This is a genomic window from Candidatus Burkholderia verschuerenii, from assembly GCF_001189365.1.
GTDB lineage: Bacteria > Pseudomonadota > Gammaproteobacteria > Burkholderiales > Burkholderiaceae > Caballeronia > Caballeronia verschuerenii.
In genome coordinates, this window is sequence record NZ_LFJJ01000134.1 from 1 (window position 1) to 15,669 (window position 15,669).

Sequence of the window (15,669 nt, forward strand, 5' to 3'; positions counted from 1 at the left end):
CGGCTCAATGGCTGGCCCGCACGCTCCCCTGCCGACGCTTCGCCGATCACCTCGCGGTGACCTGCGCACGGCTCGGGGCCGATGTGGTTCGCTACTCCTTCATCGCAGTGGACTTTCACCACCTACTTCCTTGCCAGTCTACCGGCGCACTCAGACAAGCGGAACACAATCTGTCTCGATCGTCCCTATAATCGGACAGGTCTTATTTTTTGATGCCGCACTCTCATGACATCCAGCCTCGATGAAGCGATCCTTCGCGTGCTGCCGACCGAACGCGACGCGGTCGCCTGGCTTTCCACGCCCGAAGTGCGCCGGCGTCTCGAAGAACGCGGGCATCGCGTCGGCTATACGAAGAAGGTGCAGCGCCATCTGACCGCGCTCGAAGCGGATTCGCGCGTCGTCTCGACGATCAACGGCCGCGAGTTACTGTGGCAACGCAAGCCGTGGCTGCACGGCCTGCAGGAAGGCGTCGGCCTGATGAGCGCATCCGAGGCGGTGGCGTTTCATATCCTTCAGCGCTTCGCGGGCAACAAGCTGCCGAACGCGGTCACGCGCGATATCGATCCGCTGTTCAAGGCGGCCGAATCGCGTCTGTCGCAGGAAAAGGCGGACAGCCGCATTTATCGCGCGTGGGCCGACAAGATCGATTCCGTCGATGGCGCGTTCACGCTGATCCGTCCGAAACTGCGTCCGGAGATCTTTCAGACGGTCGCGACGGCGACGTTCTTCGAGCGCGAGTTGCTGGTGCAATACCGGCCAGCGTACAAAGGCGCGCAGGACGATGCGCCTAAAACGAAGAAGCTCTGGCCGCTCGCGCTGGTCGAGTCCGCCGGCGCGATGTACATGGTCGCGCAGGATCCGCGACACGCGCCGCGCCCGGAGAAAGGCGAGACGGAATGGCCGCGCGCGTTGTATCGGCTGGACCGGATTCGGTCGGTGTCGGAATCGGGCGAGGCGTTCACGTATCCCGAGGACTTCACGCTGCGCACGTACATCGAGACGCAGCAAGTGTTCGATTTTCTGCCCGAGTCGCCCGTGCGTCTGGAACTGGCGTTCGAAGGCGCGGCGGGCAATCAATTGCGCGAATCGCCGATGTCGAAGGATCAGGAAATCGGCACGCTGCCGGACGGCCGGATGACGGTCTCCGGCACGGTGACGCCGAGCCTCAAGCTGCGCTGGTGGCTGCGCGCGCTCGGCGCGGGCGTCGAGATTCTCGCGCCGCAAGCGCTGCGCGACGAATTCGCGGCGGATTGTCTGAAGCTCGCGGAGCGATATCGGCAGACGGCGAGCGTGAAGGAAACGGAGCCGTCCGCATGAAGGACGCGTTCGTCGAGAAACAAGCCGCCGCGTTCAAGCAGGCGGCCGCGTGGATCCGCGATGCCGACGGCATGCTGATCACGGCCGGCGCGGGCATGGGCGTCGATTCCGGCCTGCCGGATTTTCGCGGACCGGAAGGCTTTTGGCGCGCATATCCGGCATTGCGAAAGCACGGCTATTCGTTCGAGGAGATGGCGAATCCCGACGGTTTCGCGCGGCATCCCCGGTTGACGTGGGGCTTTTACGGGCATCGGCTGGCGCTGTATCGGGCAACGGTGCCGCACGACGGTTTCCGCATTTTGCAGCTTTGGGCATCGCGCATGAAAGCGGGCGCGTTCGTCTTCACGAGCAACGTCGACGGACAATTCCAGCGCGCGGGCTTCTCGGCCGAACGCATCGCCGAATGCCACGGCGCGATCGACTCGCTGCAATGCGTCGATGCCTGCACGGACGACATCTGGTCGGCGCACGGCTTCGTGCCGATCGTCGACGAAAGCCGCTGCGAACTCACCAACGCGCTGCCAATGTGTCCGCACTGCGGCAAGCTCGCGCGACCCAACATCCTGATGTTCGGCGACTGGAAGTGGGTCGACCGACGAGCGGAGGAACAGGCCGAGCGACTCGCCGCGTGGCTGGCGCGCGCCAAACGTGTGGTGGTGGAACTGGGCGCGGGCGGCGCGCTACCGACGGTAAGGCGCTTCAGCGAACGCGTGGGAGAAACACATGGATCGCGCGTGATCAGGATCAACCCGCGTGAGCACAAGATCGCGCCGCAGATTGGCGTGGGCATCGCGGGAGGCGCGCAGGAAACGCTAACAAGAATCGAAGCGCTGCTGCCGACGTAAATCGATGACGTGCTAAGGCCGAAGCCCAAACCTCAAACCAAGGTAGGGCCGAATAACGATCAATGCGATGCGGCATTCGAGGTCGTTTCGCTAATCACCTGCCGGTTGCCCAAACGTCCCAAACCGGCCGCGCAGCGAGGCCGGAGGAAGCCGAAGGGGACCGATACCAAGGTAGTCGAGAGAAAACGGATCGCATGGGAGCCGTTCCCGCTTTCGTGAAAGGAGAGCACTCGCTACCCGGGGACCACGAGCGAATCACAAGAGCGGTAGCTCGAAGAAGCAACTGGTGCCGGAAAAAAAGCGGCTTTCTTTGGTTACTTTCTTTGCCGCCGCAAAGAAAGTGACCCCACCGCCGGGGGGGCGGCTACTGAAAACACGAACCGAAAACGCAATCAACCCCCCTGCACCACCCGCGCCAGCGCAACAAACTGATTAACAGGCACCTCTTCAGCCCGTCGCGCAAGATCAAACCCGAGCGCCTCAAAATCGACCTTATCGCGATAAGCAGACAAGTTATTCCGCAACACCTTCCGCCGCTGCGCAAACGCGGCCTTAACAACGTCGCTAAGCACGCCCTGATCGACCGGCGTCATCTCATGCGCAGCATAAGGAATCATCCGCACAATAGCCGAATCCACCTTAGGCGGCGGATTAAACGACTCAGGCGGCACGTCAATCAGCTTGTCCATCGAATAACGATACTGCAGCATCACCGACAAGCGCCCATAGTCCTTGCTCGCCGGCTCGGCAATCATCCGCTCGACCACTTCGTCTTGAAGCATGAAATGCTGATCGACGACCTTCGGCGCGAACGCCATCAAATGAAACAGCAGCGGACTCGAAATGTTGTACGGCAAATTGCCGACGATCCGCAACGACGGCTTCTCGCCATCCAGCGCGAGCGTGCCGAAGTCGAAGTCGAGCGCATCGGCGGAATGCACGACGAGCCGTTCGCCGAAGCGCTTTTCCAGCCGTCCGATCAGATCGCGATCCAGTTCGACCGCGTGCAGCGGCGACTCGGCCGTCGCGACGCGTGCGATCAGCGGTTCGGTGAGCGCGGCCAGCCCCGGCCCAATCTCGACCATGCGTTCGCCGCGCACAGGCGCGATCGTATCGACGATCGAATCGATGATGCCCTGATCGACGAGAAAGTTTTGCCCGAAGCGCTTGCGCGCGAAATGGCCTTGGTGTTTGGTGGACATACTCGTTGTGAATGAAGCAGCGACGCTAAGGATCAGACCGCGCGCTTGTGATGCGCCATGAACACCGCGGCGTCGATTGCGGCGATCATGCTGCCCGGATCGGCGCGGCCCGTGCCGGCCAGATCGAGCGCGGTGCCATGATCCACCGACGTGCGGATGATCGGCAAGCCCAGCGTCACGTTGATGCCTTCGCCGAAGGTCGCATATTTGAGCACCGGCAAGCCCTGATCGTGGAACATCGCCAGCACGCAATCGGCGTCTTTCAGATAGCGCGGCTGAAACAGCGTATCGGCGGGATACGGACCGGGCGCGTCGATACCGAGTGCGCGCGCACGCTCGAGCGCGGGCGTGATGACGTCGATTTCCTCGCGGCCGAGATAACCGTTCTCGCCCGCGTGCGGATTGAGCCCGGTCACGAGAATGCGCGGCGCGGCCAACCCGAAATGCGCGCGCAGATCGTGATCGATGATCCGCAGCGTTTCCACCAGCCCGTCGATGCTCAGCGCCGCCGACACGTCCTTCAGCGGCAGATGCGTGGTCGCCAGGGCGACGCGCAAGGGTTTGTCGCTGGAACCGGCGAGCATCATCACGACGCGCGGCGTGTGCGTGCGTTCAGCGAGATATTCGGTGTGGCCGGTGAACGGAACGCCGGCATCGTTGATGGTGCTTTTCTGCAACGGCGCGGTGACGATGGCGTCGAAACGTCCGTCGACTGCGCCGTCGATGGCGGCATCGAGCAGATTCAGCACGTAGCGGCCGTTCGCGGCGTTCAGCGTGCCCGCTTCGACCGGCGCCGCCAGCGCATGATGTTCGATGTCGATGTCGATGTCGATGTCGATGTCGATGGCGTCGCGCTCGACGAGCTTGCGCTGCGCGAGCAGATCACGGTCGCCGAGCACGATGAAACGCGCCGATGGCCAGCGCCCGCGCGCATCGGCGAGCGCTGCGGCCGTCAGTTCCGGACCGACGCCCGCCGGCTCGCCGGTCGTGATCGCGATGGCGATGGCGAGCGGCCGGTCTGCGCGGGTGTCGGCGGTTGTCATGCTTACTTCGACGCGTCCTGCTGTTGCGCCGCGATGCCCTGATACTTCACGTAAGCGGTATCGCGCAGTTCGCGCAGCCAGTCGGAATACGCCTGCTCGGCCTTGCGTTGGCCGATGGCCTGACGCGCGATATCGAGCTGCTGCGACGCGGAGCCTTCGGCATCGCGACGGCCGAGCACCTGAATCAGGTGATAGCCGTACTCGCTTCGCACCGGATCGCTGACCGTGCCATCGGCGAGCGTGTTCATCGCGCGCTCGAATTCCGGCACGGTTTCGCCCGGGCTGATCCAGCCGAGATCGCCGCCCTGCGACGCCGAACCGTCCTGCGAGTACGTGCGCGCGAAGTTGGCGAAGTCGCCGCCCGCCAGCACTTGCTGCTTGATGTCGAGCAGCTTCTGACGCGCCGCCGCTTCCGACATGCCGTCGGTCACGCGCAACAGGATGTGGCGAACGTGCGTCTGCACGAGCTTCGGCGCATCGGCGGCCGTGCCCTGACTGGCGCGACGATCCACCAGCTTGACGATTTCGAAGCCGCCGTCGGTGCGCAGCAGCGTCGGCACGACCTGACCCGGACGCAGCGTCGCGACAGCCGTCACGATGCCAGCCGGCAGCGAGCCGGGCGCGCGATAGCCGAGATCGCCGCCCTTGCTGGCGTCGGTATCCTGCGAATTGCTCTTGGCGAGCTTCGCGAAGTCGTCGCTGGCTTGCGCCTGCTTCAGCACGCCGTCGGCCTTGGTCTGAACCTGCTGGACCTGTGCTTCGGGCGCATCGGCCGGCAGCTTGAACATGATGTGCTGCAGATGCAGATCGCTCGTGTTGCGCGCGCCCGGACCGCGCTGGCTGGCGATGTAATTCGCCACTTCGCCGTCCGACACGGTGACCTTGCTGTCGACTTCCTTCTCGCGCAGCTTGGACAACGTCAGCTCCGTGCGGGCATCGCGCACGAAGGTGTCCCAGGGCACGCCTTGCGCCTCGATGCGCGAGCGGTAGACGTCGAGCGACATCTGGTTTTGCTGCGCGAGACGCTGGAGCGTGCGGTTGACGGTTGCGTCGTCGACGGTGATGCCGTCTTCCTTCGCGCGCTGCAGCTGAATGCGCTCCAGCACCATCTGGTCGAGCACCTGCGTCTGCAATTGCTCGGCCGGCGGCACCGGCGCGTTCTGCTGCTGCAGACGCTGCGCGATGAGACGCGCGCGATCTTGCAGTTCCCGCCGCGTGATGACGCCATCGTTCACGACTGCGACGATGGAATCCGCGACCTGCGCATTTTGGTTCGACAGCGCCTGCGCACCGGCAGGCGTACTCAGGATCAGCACCGCAGCGAACACGCCGGCTGCAATTAACGTCGATCGAAACATATTCACGTTTGCCACAGATACTCCATCAAATCCAGTCTTGACCCGTTCGTGTGCTGCTGCGCGCCCGTTTTGCGATGCGCGTTTCCTGCCGTTTGTGGATTGTGCGCCAGCAGCACCGTGGCGCGTCACTCGTAATTACTGAGGCGATCGAGCGGCGGCGCCGAAGGCGGCGGCGGCTGATAACCCTGCACGCTGGCGCGGAAGGCGCTGACCAGTCCGTTGTCGACATTCGACAGGCCCTTGAAAGTCAGCTGCGCCAGCACGCGCGTACCCGACGAAGGCTGCCCGCTCGTGTTCACGCCGTTCGCGTAACGCTGCGCGCCGAAACCCAGCGCCCAGCAATCGGCATCGTACTGGAAGCCTACCAGACCGTCGACGAGACGGTGACTCGCCATATCGTAGTTCACGCGCGCGACGGCGTAGAGACGATTGGTGAGCGGCCACTCGCCCGACACCAGAATCTGGTTGATCGGCTCGTTGACCAGCGTGGTCTGATTCGAACGCGTGTACCGGTAGCCGATGTTGATCACCTTGCGATCCGCCGGGCTCCAGGCGAAGCCGATGCTCGTTCGCACGAGCTGATCGTTGTCGACATTATATTGGAACGCGGTTTCCGAAGCGAAACCAGCGCCCAGCTTGATCGCCGCGCCCGCGATCAGGTCCGAGTGCTTGGCCTGATCCTGCAACGAGTCCGACGTGCCCGGCGTGATCGTGACGCGCTGGCTCTGGAAATAATACTGCTGGGCGATGACGAAACGCGCACGCTCGTCGCCCGTCGCCGGGTTGATGAAGCGCGTGGTCAGGCCCGCCGTGATGCGGTTCGCATCCGCGATGCGGTCGTTGCCGACGAAAGTGTTCGGCGTGTAGATCTCCGCGAGACCGAAATCGGATTCGGCGGTATCGAAGATCGGCGCGAAATCCTGATTGCGGTACGGCGTGTAGACGTAGTACAGGCGCGGTTCCAGCGTCTGGATATAGTCCTGTCCGAATAGCCGCACCGAGCGGTCGAAGACCAGACCGGAGTCGAAACTCAGGGTCGGAATCGACTCGGTGAAGTTCTTCGGCTGGCCGGTGACCGGCGGCGACGAACCCGCCACCTGCGACGTCGCGATATGGCTCAGGTCGTACGACGCGAAGTGCCATTGCACCTTCGGCGTGACGAAGTAGCCCGGCGCATTGACCCCGTAACTCACGTACGGATTGAAATACGCGCGATTGCCGTCGGTCGCGCCTTCGGTCGTGATCGTGAAACGCGTGGCGTCCGCCTCGAATCCGTAATCGAATCCGCCGACGTTGTACTTGTTATACTGCACGTTCAACTGCGGCTCGCGCGCATACGGCGGCGTGGACGGCTGCAGCGTCTGCCAGCGCTGTTCGCGCGCCAGCACCGACCACGGACCGTTGCTGTACGTCAGCCCCGCTTCCTGCTGATACAGCAACTGCGTGCCGTTCAGGAACTGATTCGACGCGTTGCCGAGGTCTTCCGGATATTGATCGTCCAAGACCTTGTTGTAGTTCACGTAACCCGCAAACCCGCCGCCGAAATTCTGCTGATGCTGCCAGAAGATCGCGTAACGATTGGTATGCGTCTGACTGTCGTTCGGCAGATAGTCGCCGGTGAACGAGCCGGAATACGTCGGCGACAGATACCGGTACGTCGCTTCGCCCAGCACGCCGCGATTCGTCATGATGCGCGGCGTGACGGTCAGATCGCGATTGGGCGCGATGTTGAAATAGTACGGAATCGTCGTTTCGAAGCCCGTCTTCGAGCTATACGAAACGGTCGGCGGCAAGAGACCGCTGCGGCGATCGCCCGTCAGCGGAAACGACAGCCACGGGCTCGCGAACACCGGCACGCCCTGGAAGAACAGCACGCCGTTATGCGCGATGCCTTCTTCCGAACCCGTGTCGAAGTCGAACGACGAACCCTTGATGTACCACGCAGGATCGTTCTCGCACTGGCACGCCGTGTAGGTGCCGTGATCGAAACGGGCGCGCTCGCTGTCGATCAGATCGACGCGTTCCGCGCTGCCCGAGCCGCCCGTCAGCACGAAGTGGTACTTCGGGTTCATCATGAACCCTTCGTTCGCTTCCACTTTCAGATGCGCTTCCGGGCCCGCGAACGACACGCCGTTGTTGATCAACCTGACATTGCCGAAAGCATCGGCCATGTCGGTGTCCTGGTCGTAGTGCAGCGCGTCGCCCTTGATGACGGTCGTCGTGCGGCGCACTTCGGCGGAACCCTTGGCCGCCATGTCTTCGTCGGAGGTGCCGGTAGCCTTGTCGCCGAGCAGGAAGCTCGACGGCTGCTGGCCGCTCTTCAGCGGATGCTCTTCCAGCTGCGGCGCGATGCGCAGGCTGTCGGGACTGTCGAGCGGCTGCGGATAGGCGGCATCGCCACCGAGCTGGGCGTGGGCGAGAGCGGGCAACAGGCCCGGAACGGAAAGCAACGCGGCGACGAGCCGCCGCCGTCTCGGCTGAGCGTCGCCGTTGATTCTCTTTGCTGGAAACTGTCGTGGCGGCATGTATCGATGGCGGTTCGATCTTCGTTCGCGTCCTACGCGCTCGATGCCGCCGGGCTGGCGGAGCGCGCCCCAGCCGCGCCCGTACCGTGTCGAACTTGACGGTCCGTTGCCTTGCGGGGACGACACTCGATCGAACGATGACGCGAACAGTCGTCGGAGCCTGGCGCCAGGCTTGAACGGATCGCTTGAAAAAGTCGTGGGGTATTATATGGCAAGATGTTTTGCCTCTCGAATTTATGACGCACATTCCCTCCGACGCACGCATCGAACGACTTCGTTCGTGGCTTCTGACCTTCGCCGATCGCTATCGACTGAACCTCGACAGCCTCTCGCCCGCTTCCGCCGATGCCAGTTTCCGGCGCTATTTCCGTCTCGATTGCCAGTCCGACCACGGACAAACCCTGATCGCCGTCGATGCCCCGCCGCCCGAAAAGTGCCGCGAGTTCGTGCAGGTGGCCGGTTTGCTCGAAGCGGCCAACGTGCATGTACCGAAGATTCTCGAAACCGACTTCGACGCCGGTTTTATGCTCGTGACGGATCTGGGCAACACCACTTACATCTCCGTGCTCGACGAGAAAAACACCCGTCCGCTGATGCGCGAAACGATCGACGCGTTGATCCGCTTTCAGCAGACCGCGCGCGAAGGCGTGCTGCCCGCCTTCGACGAAGCCTTTCTGCGCCGCGAGATGGAACTGCTGCCGGAATGGTTCATCGGCCGTCATCTGGGACGCGACGTGACCGCCGACGAACGCAAGACGCTCGACGCGACGTTCCAGTTGCTCGTCGACAGCGCGCTCGCGCAGCCGCAAACCTTCATGCTGCGCGACTACATGCCGCGCAATCTGATGGTCTGCGAGCCGAATCCCGGCGTGCTCGATTTTCAGGACGCGGTGTACGGGCCGATCACGTATGACATCGCGTCGCTGTTGCGCGATGCGTTCATCAGCTGGGAAGAGGAATTCCAGATCGACTGCTTCGCGTACTACTGGGAACGCGCGAAGAAAGCGGGCTTGCCCGTCGATGCGGATTTCGACGAGTTCTACCGGCAGATCGAATGGATGGGCCTGCAACGGCATATCAAGGTGCTCGGGCTGTTCTGCCGCATTCACTATCGCGATGGCAAGCCGCGCTATTTGTCGGACCTGCCGCGTTTCATCGGCTATGCGCGCAAGGTGGCCGAGCGTTACGCGCCGCTGTGGCCGTTCGCGCGTCTGCTCGATTCGCTCGAAGGGCGCGCGATCGAAGTTGGCTATACATTCTAAAACGCGATGACCCACGCATTGAACACGGCGATGATCTTCGCCGCTGGACGCGGCGAACGCATGCGCCCGCTCACCGATACCTGTCCGAAACCGCTGCTGCCGGTCGGCGGCAAACCGCTGATCGTCTGGCAGATCGAGCGGCTCGCGATGGCGGGCGTCGCGCGCATCGTGATCAATCACGCGTGGCTCGGCGAGCAGATCGAAACCGCGCTCGGCGATGGCGCGCGTTGGGGCGTCGAGCTTCGCTATTCCGCCGAACACGACGCGCTGGAAACGGCGGGCGGGATCGCGCAGGCGCGGCATCTGATCGGCGACGGCGTGTTTATCGCGGTGAGCGGCGACGTGTTCTGCGAATTCGATTACGCGAGCTTGCGCGATCGCGCTTCGACGCTGACGGCGATGGACGCGCCGGGCATGCATCTCGTCATGGTGCCGAACCCGCCGTTTCATCCGAAAGGCGATTTCGCGCTGAGCGACGACGGCGTGCTCGCGCTCGATGGCGTTTCGCGCTTCACGTTCGGCAATATCGGTCTGTACGACACGCGCATGTTCCGCGATCTCGCGCCCGGCACGCGCCGCGCGTTGACGCCGTACTACCGCGAAACCATCGCGGCGGGACGCGCGAGCGGCGAGTTGTACGCAGGCCGCTGGGAAAACGTCGGCACGCCCGCGCAACTGCAATCGCTCGACGACGAACTGCGCGCACGCTGAGCGGCCAGCGAGCGCCCGGATTGGAATGCATCCGATGGTAAAATGCGTGGTTCTTCCGTCTTTTCCGTCCTGCGCTCGCCATCATGTCCGACACTCGCCCCGATACCCTCTTCGCGCTCACCGCGCTTTCGCCCCTCGACGGCCGCTACGCCGGCAAGACCGAAGCGCTGCGCGACTGGCTCTCCGAAGCCGCGTTCATGCGTCATCGCGTGACGGTCGAGATTCACTGGCTGATCGCGCTGTCGCGCGCGGGTTTCGCCGAAGTGCCGCGTTTTTCGGACGCGTCCGAGCAATTCCTGCTGAATCTGGCCAAGCGCTTCACCGCGCACGACGCCGCGCGCATCAAGGATATCGAGCGCGTCACGAATCATGACGTAAAGGCCGTCGAATACTGGCTGAAGGAATCGGTCAAGGGTCAGCCTGAACTAGAGCGCGCGAGCGAGTTCATCCACTTCGCCTGCACGTCCGAGGACATCAACAACACGTCGCACGGGCTGATGCTCGCGGGCGCGCGGGAACGCGTGATCCTGCCGGCGCTGCGCTCGGTGCACGAACGCCTCGTCAAGCTCGCGCACGCGCACGCCGAACAGCCGATGCTCTCGCGCACGCACGGCCAGCCCGCCAGCCCGACGACGCTCGGCAAGGAAATCGCCAATGTCGCGGCGCGTCTGTCGCGTGCGATCGAGCGTGTCGCGCAAGTGACGCTGCTCGGCAAGATGAACGGCGCGGTCGGCAACTTCAACGCGCATCTGTCGGCGTATCCCGAGTTCGACTGGGAAGCGTTTTCGAAGGATGTCGTCGAAAATCGTCTGAAGCTGACGTTCAATCCGTACACGATCCAGATCGAGCCGCACGACTACATGGCCGAACTGTTCGATGCCGTCGCGCGCGCGAACACGATCCTGCTCGACCTCGATCGCGACGTGTGGGGTTATATCTCGCTCGGCTACTTCAAGCAGCGCACGAAGGCCGGCGAAATCGGTTCGTCGACGATGCCGCACAAGGTCAATCCGATCGACTTCGAAAACTCGGAAGGCAATCTCGGCCTCGCGAACGCGACGCTGCGCCATCTCGCCGACAAGCTGCCGATTTCGCGCTGGCAGCGCGATCTGACCGATTCGACCGTGCTGCGCAATATCGGTGTGGCGTTCGGCTATTCGCTGCTCGCCTATGACGCGCTGATTCGCGGCCTCGACAAGCTCGAAGTGAACGCGGCGCGTCTCAACGAAGATCTCGACAATTGCTGGGAAGTGCTCGCGGAGCCGGTGCAAACGGTGATGCGCCGTTACGGTATCGAGAATCCGTACGAGCAGCTGAAGGAACTGACGCGCGGCAAGGGCATCACGCGCGAGGGATTGCAGACCTTCATCAACGGTCTCGCGATTCCCGACGACGCGAAAAAGCTGCTGCTGGAGATGACGCCGGGTTCGTATATCGGCAAGGCGGTCGAACTGGCGAAGCGGATCGCGTAAGCGACTTCCGCGCAGTAGAGACTAAAAAGCCCCGGAATTCCGGGGCTTTTTGCATTAACGCGTCCTCAGCTTCTCGATCACGTTATCCACGATTTGCTCGGGCGTCAGCTCGATGCTTTCCGTGATCGCTTCGTCGTCGCCGGGTTCTTCGAGCGTGTCGAGCTGACTCTGCAGCAGCGACGGATCGAAGAAGTGTCCGGTACGCGACCCGAGCCGCTCCTTCAGCACCTCGAACGTGCCGTGCAGATAGACGAAGCACACGTCGCGGTCGCCGTCGCGCAGCACGTCGCGATACGAGCGCTTCAGCGACGAACATGTGAACACCGCCGTCTCGCCCGCGCGCTGCTTTTCCACGATCGCGGCGCGGATCGTTTCGAGCCACGGCCAGCGATCGTCGTCGGTCAGCGGGATGCCCTTGTGCATCTTTTCCTTGTTGGCGGCGCTGTGAAACGCGTCGCCGTCGGTGAACGAGCACTTCAGCCGTTCCGCCAGCAATTCGCCGATGAGGGATTTGCCGGCGCCCGACACGCCCATTGCGATCAATATCATCGAAAACTCCTTACACGACCGCCGCGAGCGCGAAGGTCAAACCGAGACCCATCAGGGAAATGATGGTTTCCAGCAACGACCAGGTCTTGAACGTCTGCCCGACCGTCATGCCGAAATATTCCTTGATGAGCCAGAAACCGCCGTCGTTCACATGCGAGAAGATCAGCGAGCCTGAACCGGTCGCCAGCACCAGCAGTTCCGGGCTGACGTGACCGCCCGCCGCCGCGATCGGCGCGACGATGCCGCAGGCCGTGGTCATCGCGACCGTCGCCGAACCCGTGGCCAGGCGAATCAGCGCGGCGACGAACCAGCCGAGCAGCAGCGGCGAGAGATTCGCCTGCGTCGCCGTGGCGACGATCTGTTGCGAAATGCCGCTATCGCGCAGAACCTGCCCGAAACCGCCGCCCGCGCCGACGATCAGCGTGATGCCCGCGATCGGCGCAAGACATTCGCCGCAGAACTTCTGGATCTGATGACGTTGAAGGCGATCGGAATCAGCAGCACGAAGCCGACTTCGAAGAACACCGGCAAGCCGACGATCATCATCGCCCAGTGGATATTCTTCTCGCCGAACAGATTGATCAGCGTATTGGCGATAAGCTCGGCCCCGCCCGACTCGGCCATCATCTTGCCGAGCATCGTGCCCAGCCCGACCACAATGGCGATGTGTCCGAGCGTATTACCGTTGCCGGTTTCGAACGCCTTGACGATTTTGTCCATCGGCATGCCGACCGCGAGGCCCAGCAGCACGGACACGATCATCAGGACGAGGAACGGGTAAACCTTGTAGCGCGCGATCATCAGATCAGCACTGCGATCGCAATCACCGCGTAGAGCAACAACATGCTCCCGTGGACGGCCGGCATAACGCCTCCTTTTGTTTCGTTGATTTATCCGCTATGCGTGCGTTTGCCGTCGCTGCACTGCACACCGAGGCAATGGCCGGCAAGCGCACACACGGCGCTTGGTAACGGAATTTTACTTGTAAGCCGGCAAACGGGTGCCAAAAGCAATCGGCATCGATCGCGCGGACAATAACGCGGGCAATAAAAAAGGCCGACGCTCTGTCGAGAGTCGGCCTTGGCACCGTAGCGAGCATGTCCCTACGGTGAAACCTTGAGTCAAGCTTAGGACGCCGGCTTCTGCGTCGCCGCCTTGTCTTCGCAAGTGAACGTGAGGTCGCGCGCGTTGTTGCGGCCCTGGTTGCCTTGCACGCCATCCACCGCACGGATCAGAACCATCTGCTTGCCCTGACAAACCTGGTTCGCGGCAGCGATGCAGGAAGTTTTGAGATTCGAACAGGCCGCCGCAGGTGACACGATACGCATCGCCCTTTCCGGCTATGTTCACCTTGTTTGACGTATAGGTCAGGCCGCTATCCGTCGTACAACCCTGAAGTACGCCGAACGCCGCCAGCACTACGATAAGAAATCTAGACATCATGTTTGTTGAATGAGTAACCGAAAACGAGATGCGCGCCGGAGCGATTGCTGACTGCTCAACCGCTCCGGCGTCCCGGGCTTGCGCCCGGGAATCACGACTTACCAGCGATACGAAGCGTTAGCACCGTACACCGTGCCGCCGTTGCTCTTCGCCGCGCCGGCCTTCATCACGAGGTTCTGCGTCACACGTATATTCAAGGACAAGCCTGCTGCTGCGTAGCCCTGATACGTTGCGCCACCCACACCGACCGAGAACGTCTTGTCCTGATCGATATTCGGGATCATCGCCATCGCGCTCGCTGCGGCGATACCCGAGTAAGCGCTGCGTGCAACACCGGACACCTGGCTTTGCAAGGCGTTGACCTGCGAATCGGTATAGCTGTTCGCTTGCGCGTTAGCCGTGGCCTCGTTCAACTGGTTCACGTTGACCAGATCCGTGTCCGCCGTACCGGCCGCCACGTTGGTGATCTGACGCTCGTTACCAGCCGAGCCGACCGATACCTTGTTCGCACGATCCGACACCGAGCTCGCGCACAATGCCACCGAGCTGTCCGCCGTCGCCGAGCTGTTCGCACCGATAGCCGCTGCGTAGTTGCCACGTGCCACGGCGTTAGCGCCGTTCGCCACCGAGTTCATCGACAGCGCTTGCGCGTTGGCACCGCTCGCCGTTGCGTGCGGGCCGCTGGCGACCGCCGCTTCGGTTGCGCCGTTGCCGTCCGCCGCGAACATCGGATTGGCTTCGACCGTGATGTTCTTGATCGAATTGGCCAGTGCGTCCAGCTGGCTCTTGTTGGCCAGATCGGTCGCAGCGGTGCCGGCGGCCACGTTGTGGATCGTCGTGGCATTACCGTTGCCCAGCGTGATGCTGCTGTAGTCGGTCGTGCCGTCCGGCTTCGTGTCATACGTTACGGCGGTCTTCACGGTGTCAGTATTACCGTCGTAAAGGCCGCTGTTCTTCAGCTGACCGATCGTCGCCACATCGCTGTTGTTGACGCCATCAGCGATGTTGGTGATGCGATTGCCGCCGAAGGAGACCGTGTTCGCCTGATCGGCCATCGCGCCGTTGCCGATCGCCACCGAGTTTTCCGCCGTTGCGCTGGCGTTCGGCCCGATTGCGATCGAGTTCTTACCCGTCGCCGACGAACCCGCTTCCGTCGAGTTGGCGTGGAAGTACTTGATACCCTTGCCGTTGATGCCGCTGCTCAACGTCGTCGACATGCTGGTGACGTCGTTGATGACCGTGCTCAACGTCGTCGACATCGAATCGATGCCGGTCGACATGGAGGTGGACAGCGAGCTGATCGACGTCGACATGGAATCGATCGCGGTCGAAGTCGACAACGAACTCATGCCCGTCGACAACGAGCTAATGCCCGTCGAGGTCGAAACGGACAGCGAGCTGATGCCTGCGGACAGCGAGCTGACACCCGTCGACAGCGAGCTGATCGCCGTGGACATGGAGCTTACGCCCGTCGACAACGAGCTGATGCCCGTCGAGGTCGAGGTCGACAGCGAGCTGACAGCCGTCGACAGCGAATCCAGGCCGGTCGAGCTCGACAACGACGTCAGCTGACCGAAGTTGACCGCGTCGTACTTGTTCTTACCGTCGGCGAGGTTCGTCAGCTTGACGTGTTCCGTCGCGCCCTGGCCGCCCAGCGTCACCTTCGTGTGCGTCGAGTTGTCGTACATGACCGCGTCGGCCATGCCCGAAGACAGCGATGCGAAGCTCGAAGACGTCGAAGCCGACAGCGAACTGATGCCCGTGGACAACGAGCTGATACCGCTCGACAGCGAGCTGACACCCGCGGACAGCGAGCTAGTCTGGCCTGCAAAATTGAATTTGCCGGAATGGACCCGACGACGCAGTCTGGTGCAGACGTAAACGCACATCTCAGCCAGGTCTGCAGCGCACGAGTAGAGGTTGAGGCATGACGTTGAGCTGA

Annotated in this window: 14 protein-coding genes and 2 pseudogenes; 7 read left to right on the forward strand and 9 right to left on the reverse strand. The window is 62.6% G+C overall.

From position 1 onward, the window contains the following. Positions 1-225 precede the first annotated feature (225 nt). Both BVER_RS19920 and BVER_RS19925 read left to right on the forward strand, forming a co-directional pair. Positions 226-1,317, forward strand: coding sequence for a helix-turn-helix transcriptional regulator (locus tag BVER_RS19920; RefSeq protein WP_050454776.1), 1,092 nt, complete (start codon positions 226-228; stop codon positions 1,315-1,317). After that, entirely contained in the window at positions 1,314-2,162 is an 849-nt protein-coding gene (locus BVER_RS19925; RefSeq protein WP_050454777.1) for an SIR2 family NAD-dependent protein deacylase, read from the forward strand. The genes BVER_RS19920 and BVER_RS19925 overlap by 4 nt, the downstream gene beginning before the upstream one ends. 392 nt (positions 2,163-2,554) lie before the next feature. Here the strand turns inward: BVER_RS19925 and rsmA are convergent, their stop codons facing one another. The 4 genes from rsmA to BVER_RS19945 form a co-directional block, all read right to left on the reverse strand. Beyond that, positions 2,555-3,364: a 16S rRNA (adenine(1518)-N(6)/adenine(1519)-N(6))-dimethyltransferase RsmA gene (gene rsmA, locus BVER_RS19930; protein ID WP_050454778.1), complete on the reverse strand. Its 810-nt coding sequence runs from the start codon at positions 3,362-3,364 to the stop codon at positions 2,555-2,557. 32 nt (positions 3,365-3,396) lie between these two features. Beyond that, entirely contained in the window at positions 3,397-4,407 is a 1,011-nt protein-coding gene (gene pdxA / locus BVER_RS19935; protein ID WP_050454779.1) for a 4-hydroxythreonine-4-phosphate dehydrogenase PdxA, read from the reverse strand. Between the two features lie 2 nt (positions 4,408-4,409). Beyond that, on the reverse strand, positions 4,410-5,780 hold the full coding sequence (locus tag BVER_RS19940; RefSeq protein WP_370444269.1) for a peptidylprolyl isomerase: 1,371 nt from the start codon (positions 5,778-5,780) through the stop codon (positions 4,410-4,412). 110 nt (positions 5,781-5,890) lie between these two features. Then, the gene (locus BVER_RS19945) at positions 5,891-8,290 is read right to left on the reverse strand and encodes an LPS-assembly protein LptD (RefSeq protein WP_050454781.1); all 2,400 of its coding nucleotides are present in this window, start codon (positions 8,288-8,290) and stop codon (positions 5,891-5,893) included. A 236-nt stretch (positions 8,291-8,526) separates the two neighbouring features. Here BVER_RS19945 and BVER_RS19950 point away from each other — a divergent pair, with 236 nt between their 5' ends. The 3 genes from BVER_RS19950 (at position 8,527) to purB (ending at position 11,735) form a co-directional block, all read left to right on the forward strand. Next, complete coding sequence (locus tag BVER_RS19950) at positions 8,527-9,552, forward strand: aminoglycoside phosphotransferase family protein (RefSeq protein ID WP_050454782.1); 1,026 nt, start codon at positions 8,527-8,529, stop codon at positions 9,550-9,552. 6 nt (positions 9,553-9,558) lie between these two features. Next, entirely contained in the window at positions 9,559-10,263 is a 705-nt protein-coding gene (murU, locus tag BVER_RS19955) for an N-acetylmuramate alpha-1-phosphate uridylyltransferase MurU (protein WP_050454783.1), read from the forward strand. A gap of 83 nt (positions 10,264-10,346) precedes the next feature. Continuing rightward, on the forward strand, positions 10,347-11,735 hold the full coding sequence (gene purB / locus BVER_RS19960; RefSeq protein WP_050454784.1) for an adenylosuccinate lyase: 1,389 nt from the start codon (positions 10,347-10,349) through the stop codon (positions 11,733-11,735). A 54-nt stretch (positions 11,736-11,789) separates the two neighbouring features. Here purB and BVER_RS19965 read toward each other — a convergent pair whose 3' ends face one another. The 4 genes and pseudogenes from BVER_RS19965 to BVER_RS30415 form a co-directional block, all read right to left on the reverse strand. After that, entirely contained in the window at positions 11,790-12,284 is a 495-nt protein-coding gene (locus BVER_RS19965) for a gluconokinase (protein ID WP_050454785.1), read from the reverse strand. A 10-nt stretch (positions 12,285-12,294) separates the two neighbouring features. Beyond that, positions 12,295-13,150, reverse strand: a pseudogene (locus tag BVER_RS19970) (GntT/GntP/DsdX family permease). 261 nt (positions 13,151-13,411) lie between these two features. Further along, on the reverse strand, positions 13,412-13,612 hold the full coding sequence (locus BVER_RS31755) for a hypothetical protein (RefSeq protein WP_157056147.1): 201 nt from the start codon (positions 13,610-13,612) through the stop codon (positions 13,412-13,414). 213 nt (positions 13,613-13,825) lie between these two features. Next, positions 13,826-14,944: a YadA family autotransporter adhesin gene (locus BVER_RS30415; RefSeq protein WP_232316679.1), complete on the reverse strand. Its 1,119-nt coding sequence runs from the start codon at positions 14,942-14,944 to the stop codon at positions 13,826-13,828. Here BVER_RS30415 and BVER_RS34300 point away from each other — a divergent pair. Continuing rightward, positions 14,919-15,299 carry a hypothetical protein gene (locus tag BVER_RS34300; RefSeq protein WP_050454787.1) on the forward strand — a complete coding sequence of 127 codons (381 nt, stop codon included), beginning with the start codon at positions 14,919-14,921 and terminating at the stop codon, positions 15,297-15,299. The two genes, BVER_RS30415 and BVER_RS34300, sit on opposite strands and share 26 nt — an antisense overlap. Before the next feature lie 8 nt (positions 15,300-15,307). Here BVER_RS34300 and BVER_RS35990 read toward each other — a convergent pair. Beyond that, positions 15,308-15,388 (reverse strand): annotated as a pseudogene (locus BVER_RS35990) (hypothetical protein); the annotation flags it as partial. Here BVER_RS35990 and BVER_RS32720 point away from each other — a divergent pair. Beyond that, the gene (locus BVER_RS32720; protein ID WP_198155313.1) at positions 15,351-15,608 is read left to right on the forward strand and encodes a hypothetical protein; all 258 of its coding nucleotides are present in this window, start codon (positions 15,351-15,353) and stop codon (positions 15,606-15,608) included. The pseudogene BVER_RS35990 and the gene BVER_RS32720 sit on opposite strands and share 38 nt — an antisense overlap. The last annotated feature ends 61 nt before the right edge of the window (positions 15,609-15,669 follow it).

Coding starts and splice junctions, on each gene's coding strand:
- BVER_RS19920 (WP_050454776.1), top strand. CDS start 226: ATGACATCCAGCCTCGATGAAGCGATCCTTCGCGTGCTGCCGACCGAA.
- BVER_RS19925 (WP_050454777.1), top strand. CDS start 1,314: ATGAAGGACGCGTTCGTCGAGAAACAAGCCGCCGCGTTCAAGCAGGCG.
- rsmA (WP_050454778.1), bottom strand. CDS start 3,364: ATGTCCACCAAACACCAAGGCCATTTCGCGCGCAAGCGCTTCGGGCAA.
- pdxA (WP_050454779.1), bottom strand. CDS start 4,407: ATGACAACCGCCGACACCCGCGCAGACCGGCCGCTCGCCATCGCCATC.
- BVER_RS19945 (WP_050454781.1), bottom strand. CDS start 8,290: ATGCCGCCACGACAGTTTCCAGCAAAGAGAATCAACGGCGACGCTCAG.
- BVER_RS19950 (WP_050454782.1), top strand. CDS start 8,527: ATGACGCACATTCCCTCCGACGCACGCATCGAACGACTTCGTTCGTGG.
- murU (WP_050454783.1), top strand. CDS start 9,559: ATGACCCACGCATTGAACACGGCGATGATCTTCGCCGCTGGACGCGGC.
- purB (WP_050454784.1), top strand. CDS start 10,347: ATGTCCGACACTCGCCCCGATACCCTCTTCGCGCTCACCGCGCTTTCG.
- BVER_RS19965 (WP_050454785.1), bottom strand. CDS start 12,284: ATGATATTGATCGCAATGGGCGTGTCGGGCGCCGGCAAATCCCTCATC.
- BVER_RS31755 (WP_157056147.1), bottom strand. CDS start 13,612: ATGCGTATCGTGTCACCTGCGGCGGCCTGTTCGAATCTCAAAACTTCC.
- BVER_RS34300 (WP_050454787.1), top strand. CDS start 14,919: ATGCCGCTGCTCAACGTCGTCGACATGCTGGTGACGTCGTTGATGACC.
- BVER_RS30415 (WP_232316679.1), bottom strand. CDS start 14,944: ATGTCGACGACGTTGAGCAGCGGCATCAACGGCAAGGGTATCAAGTAC.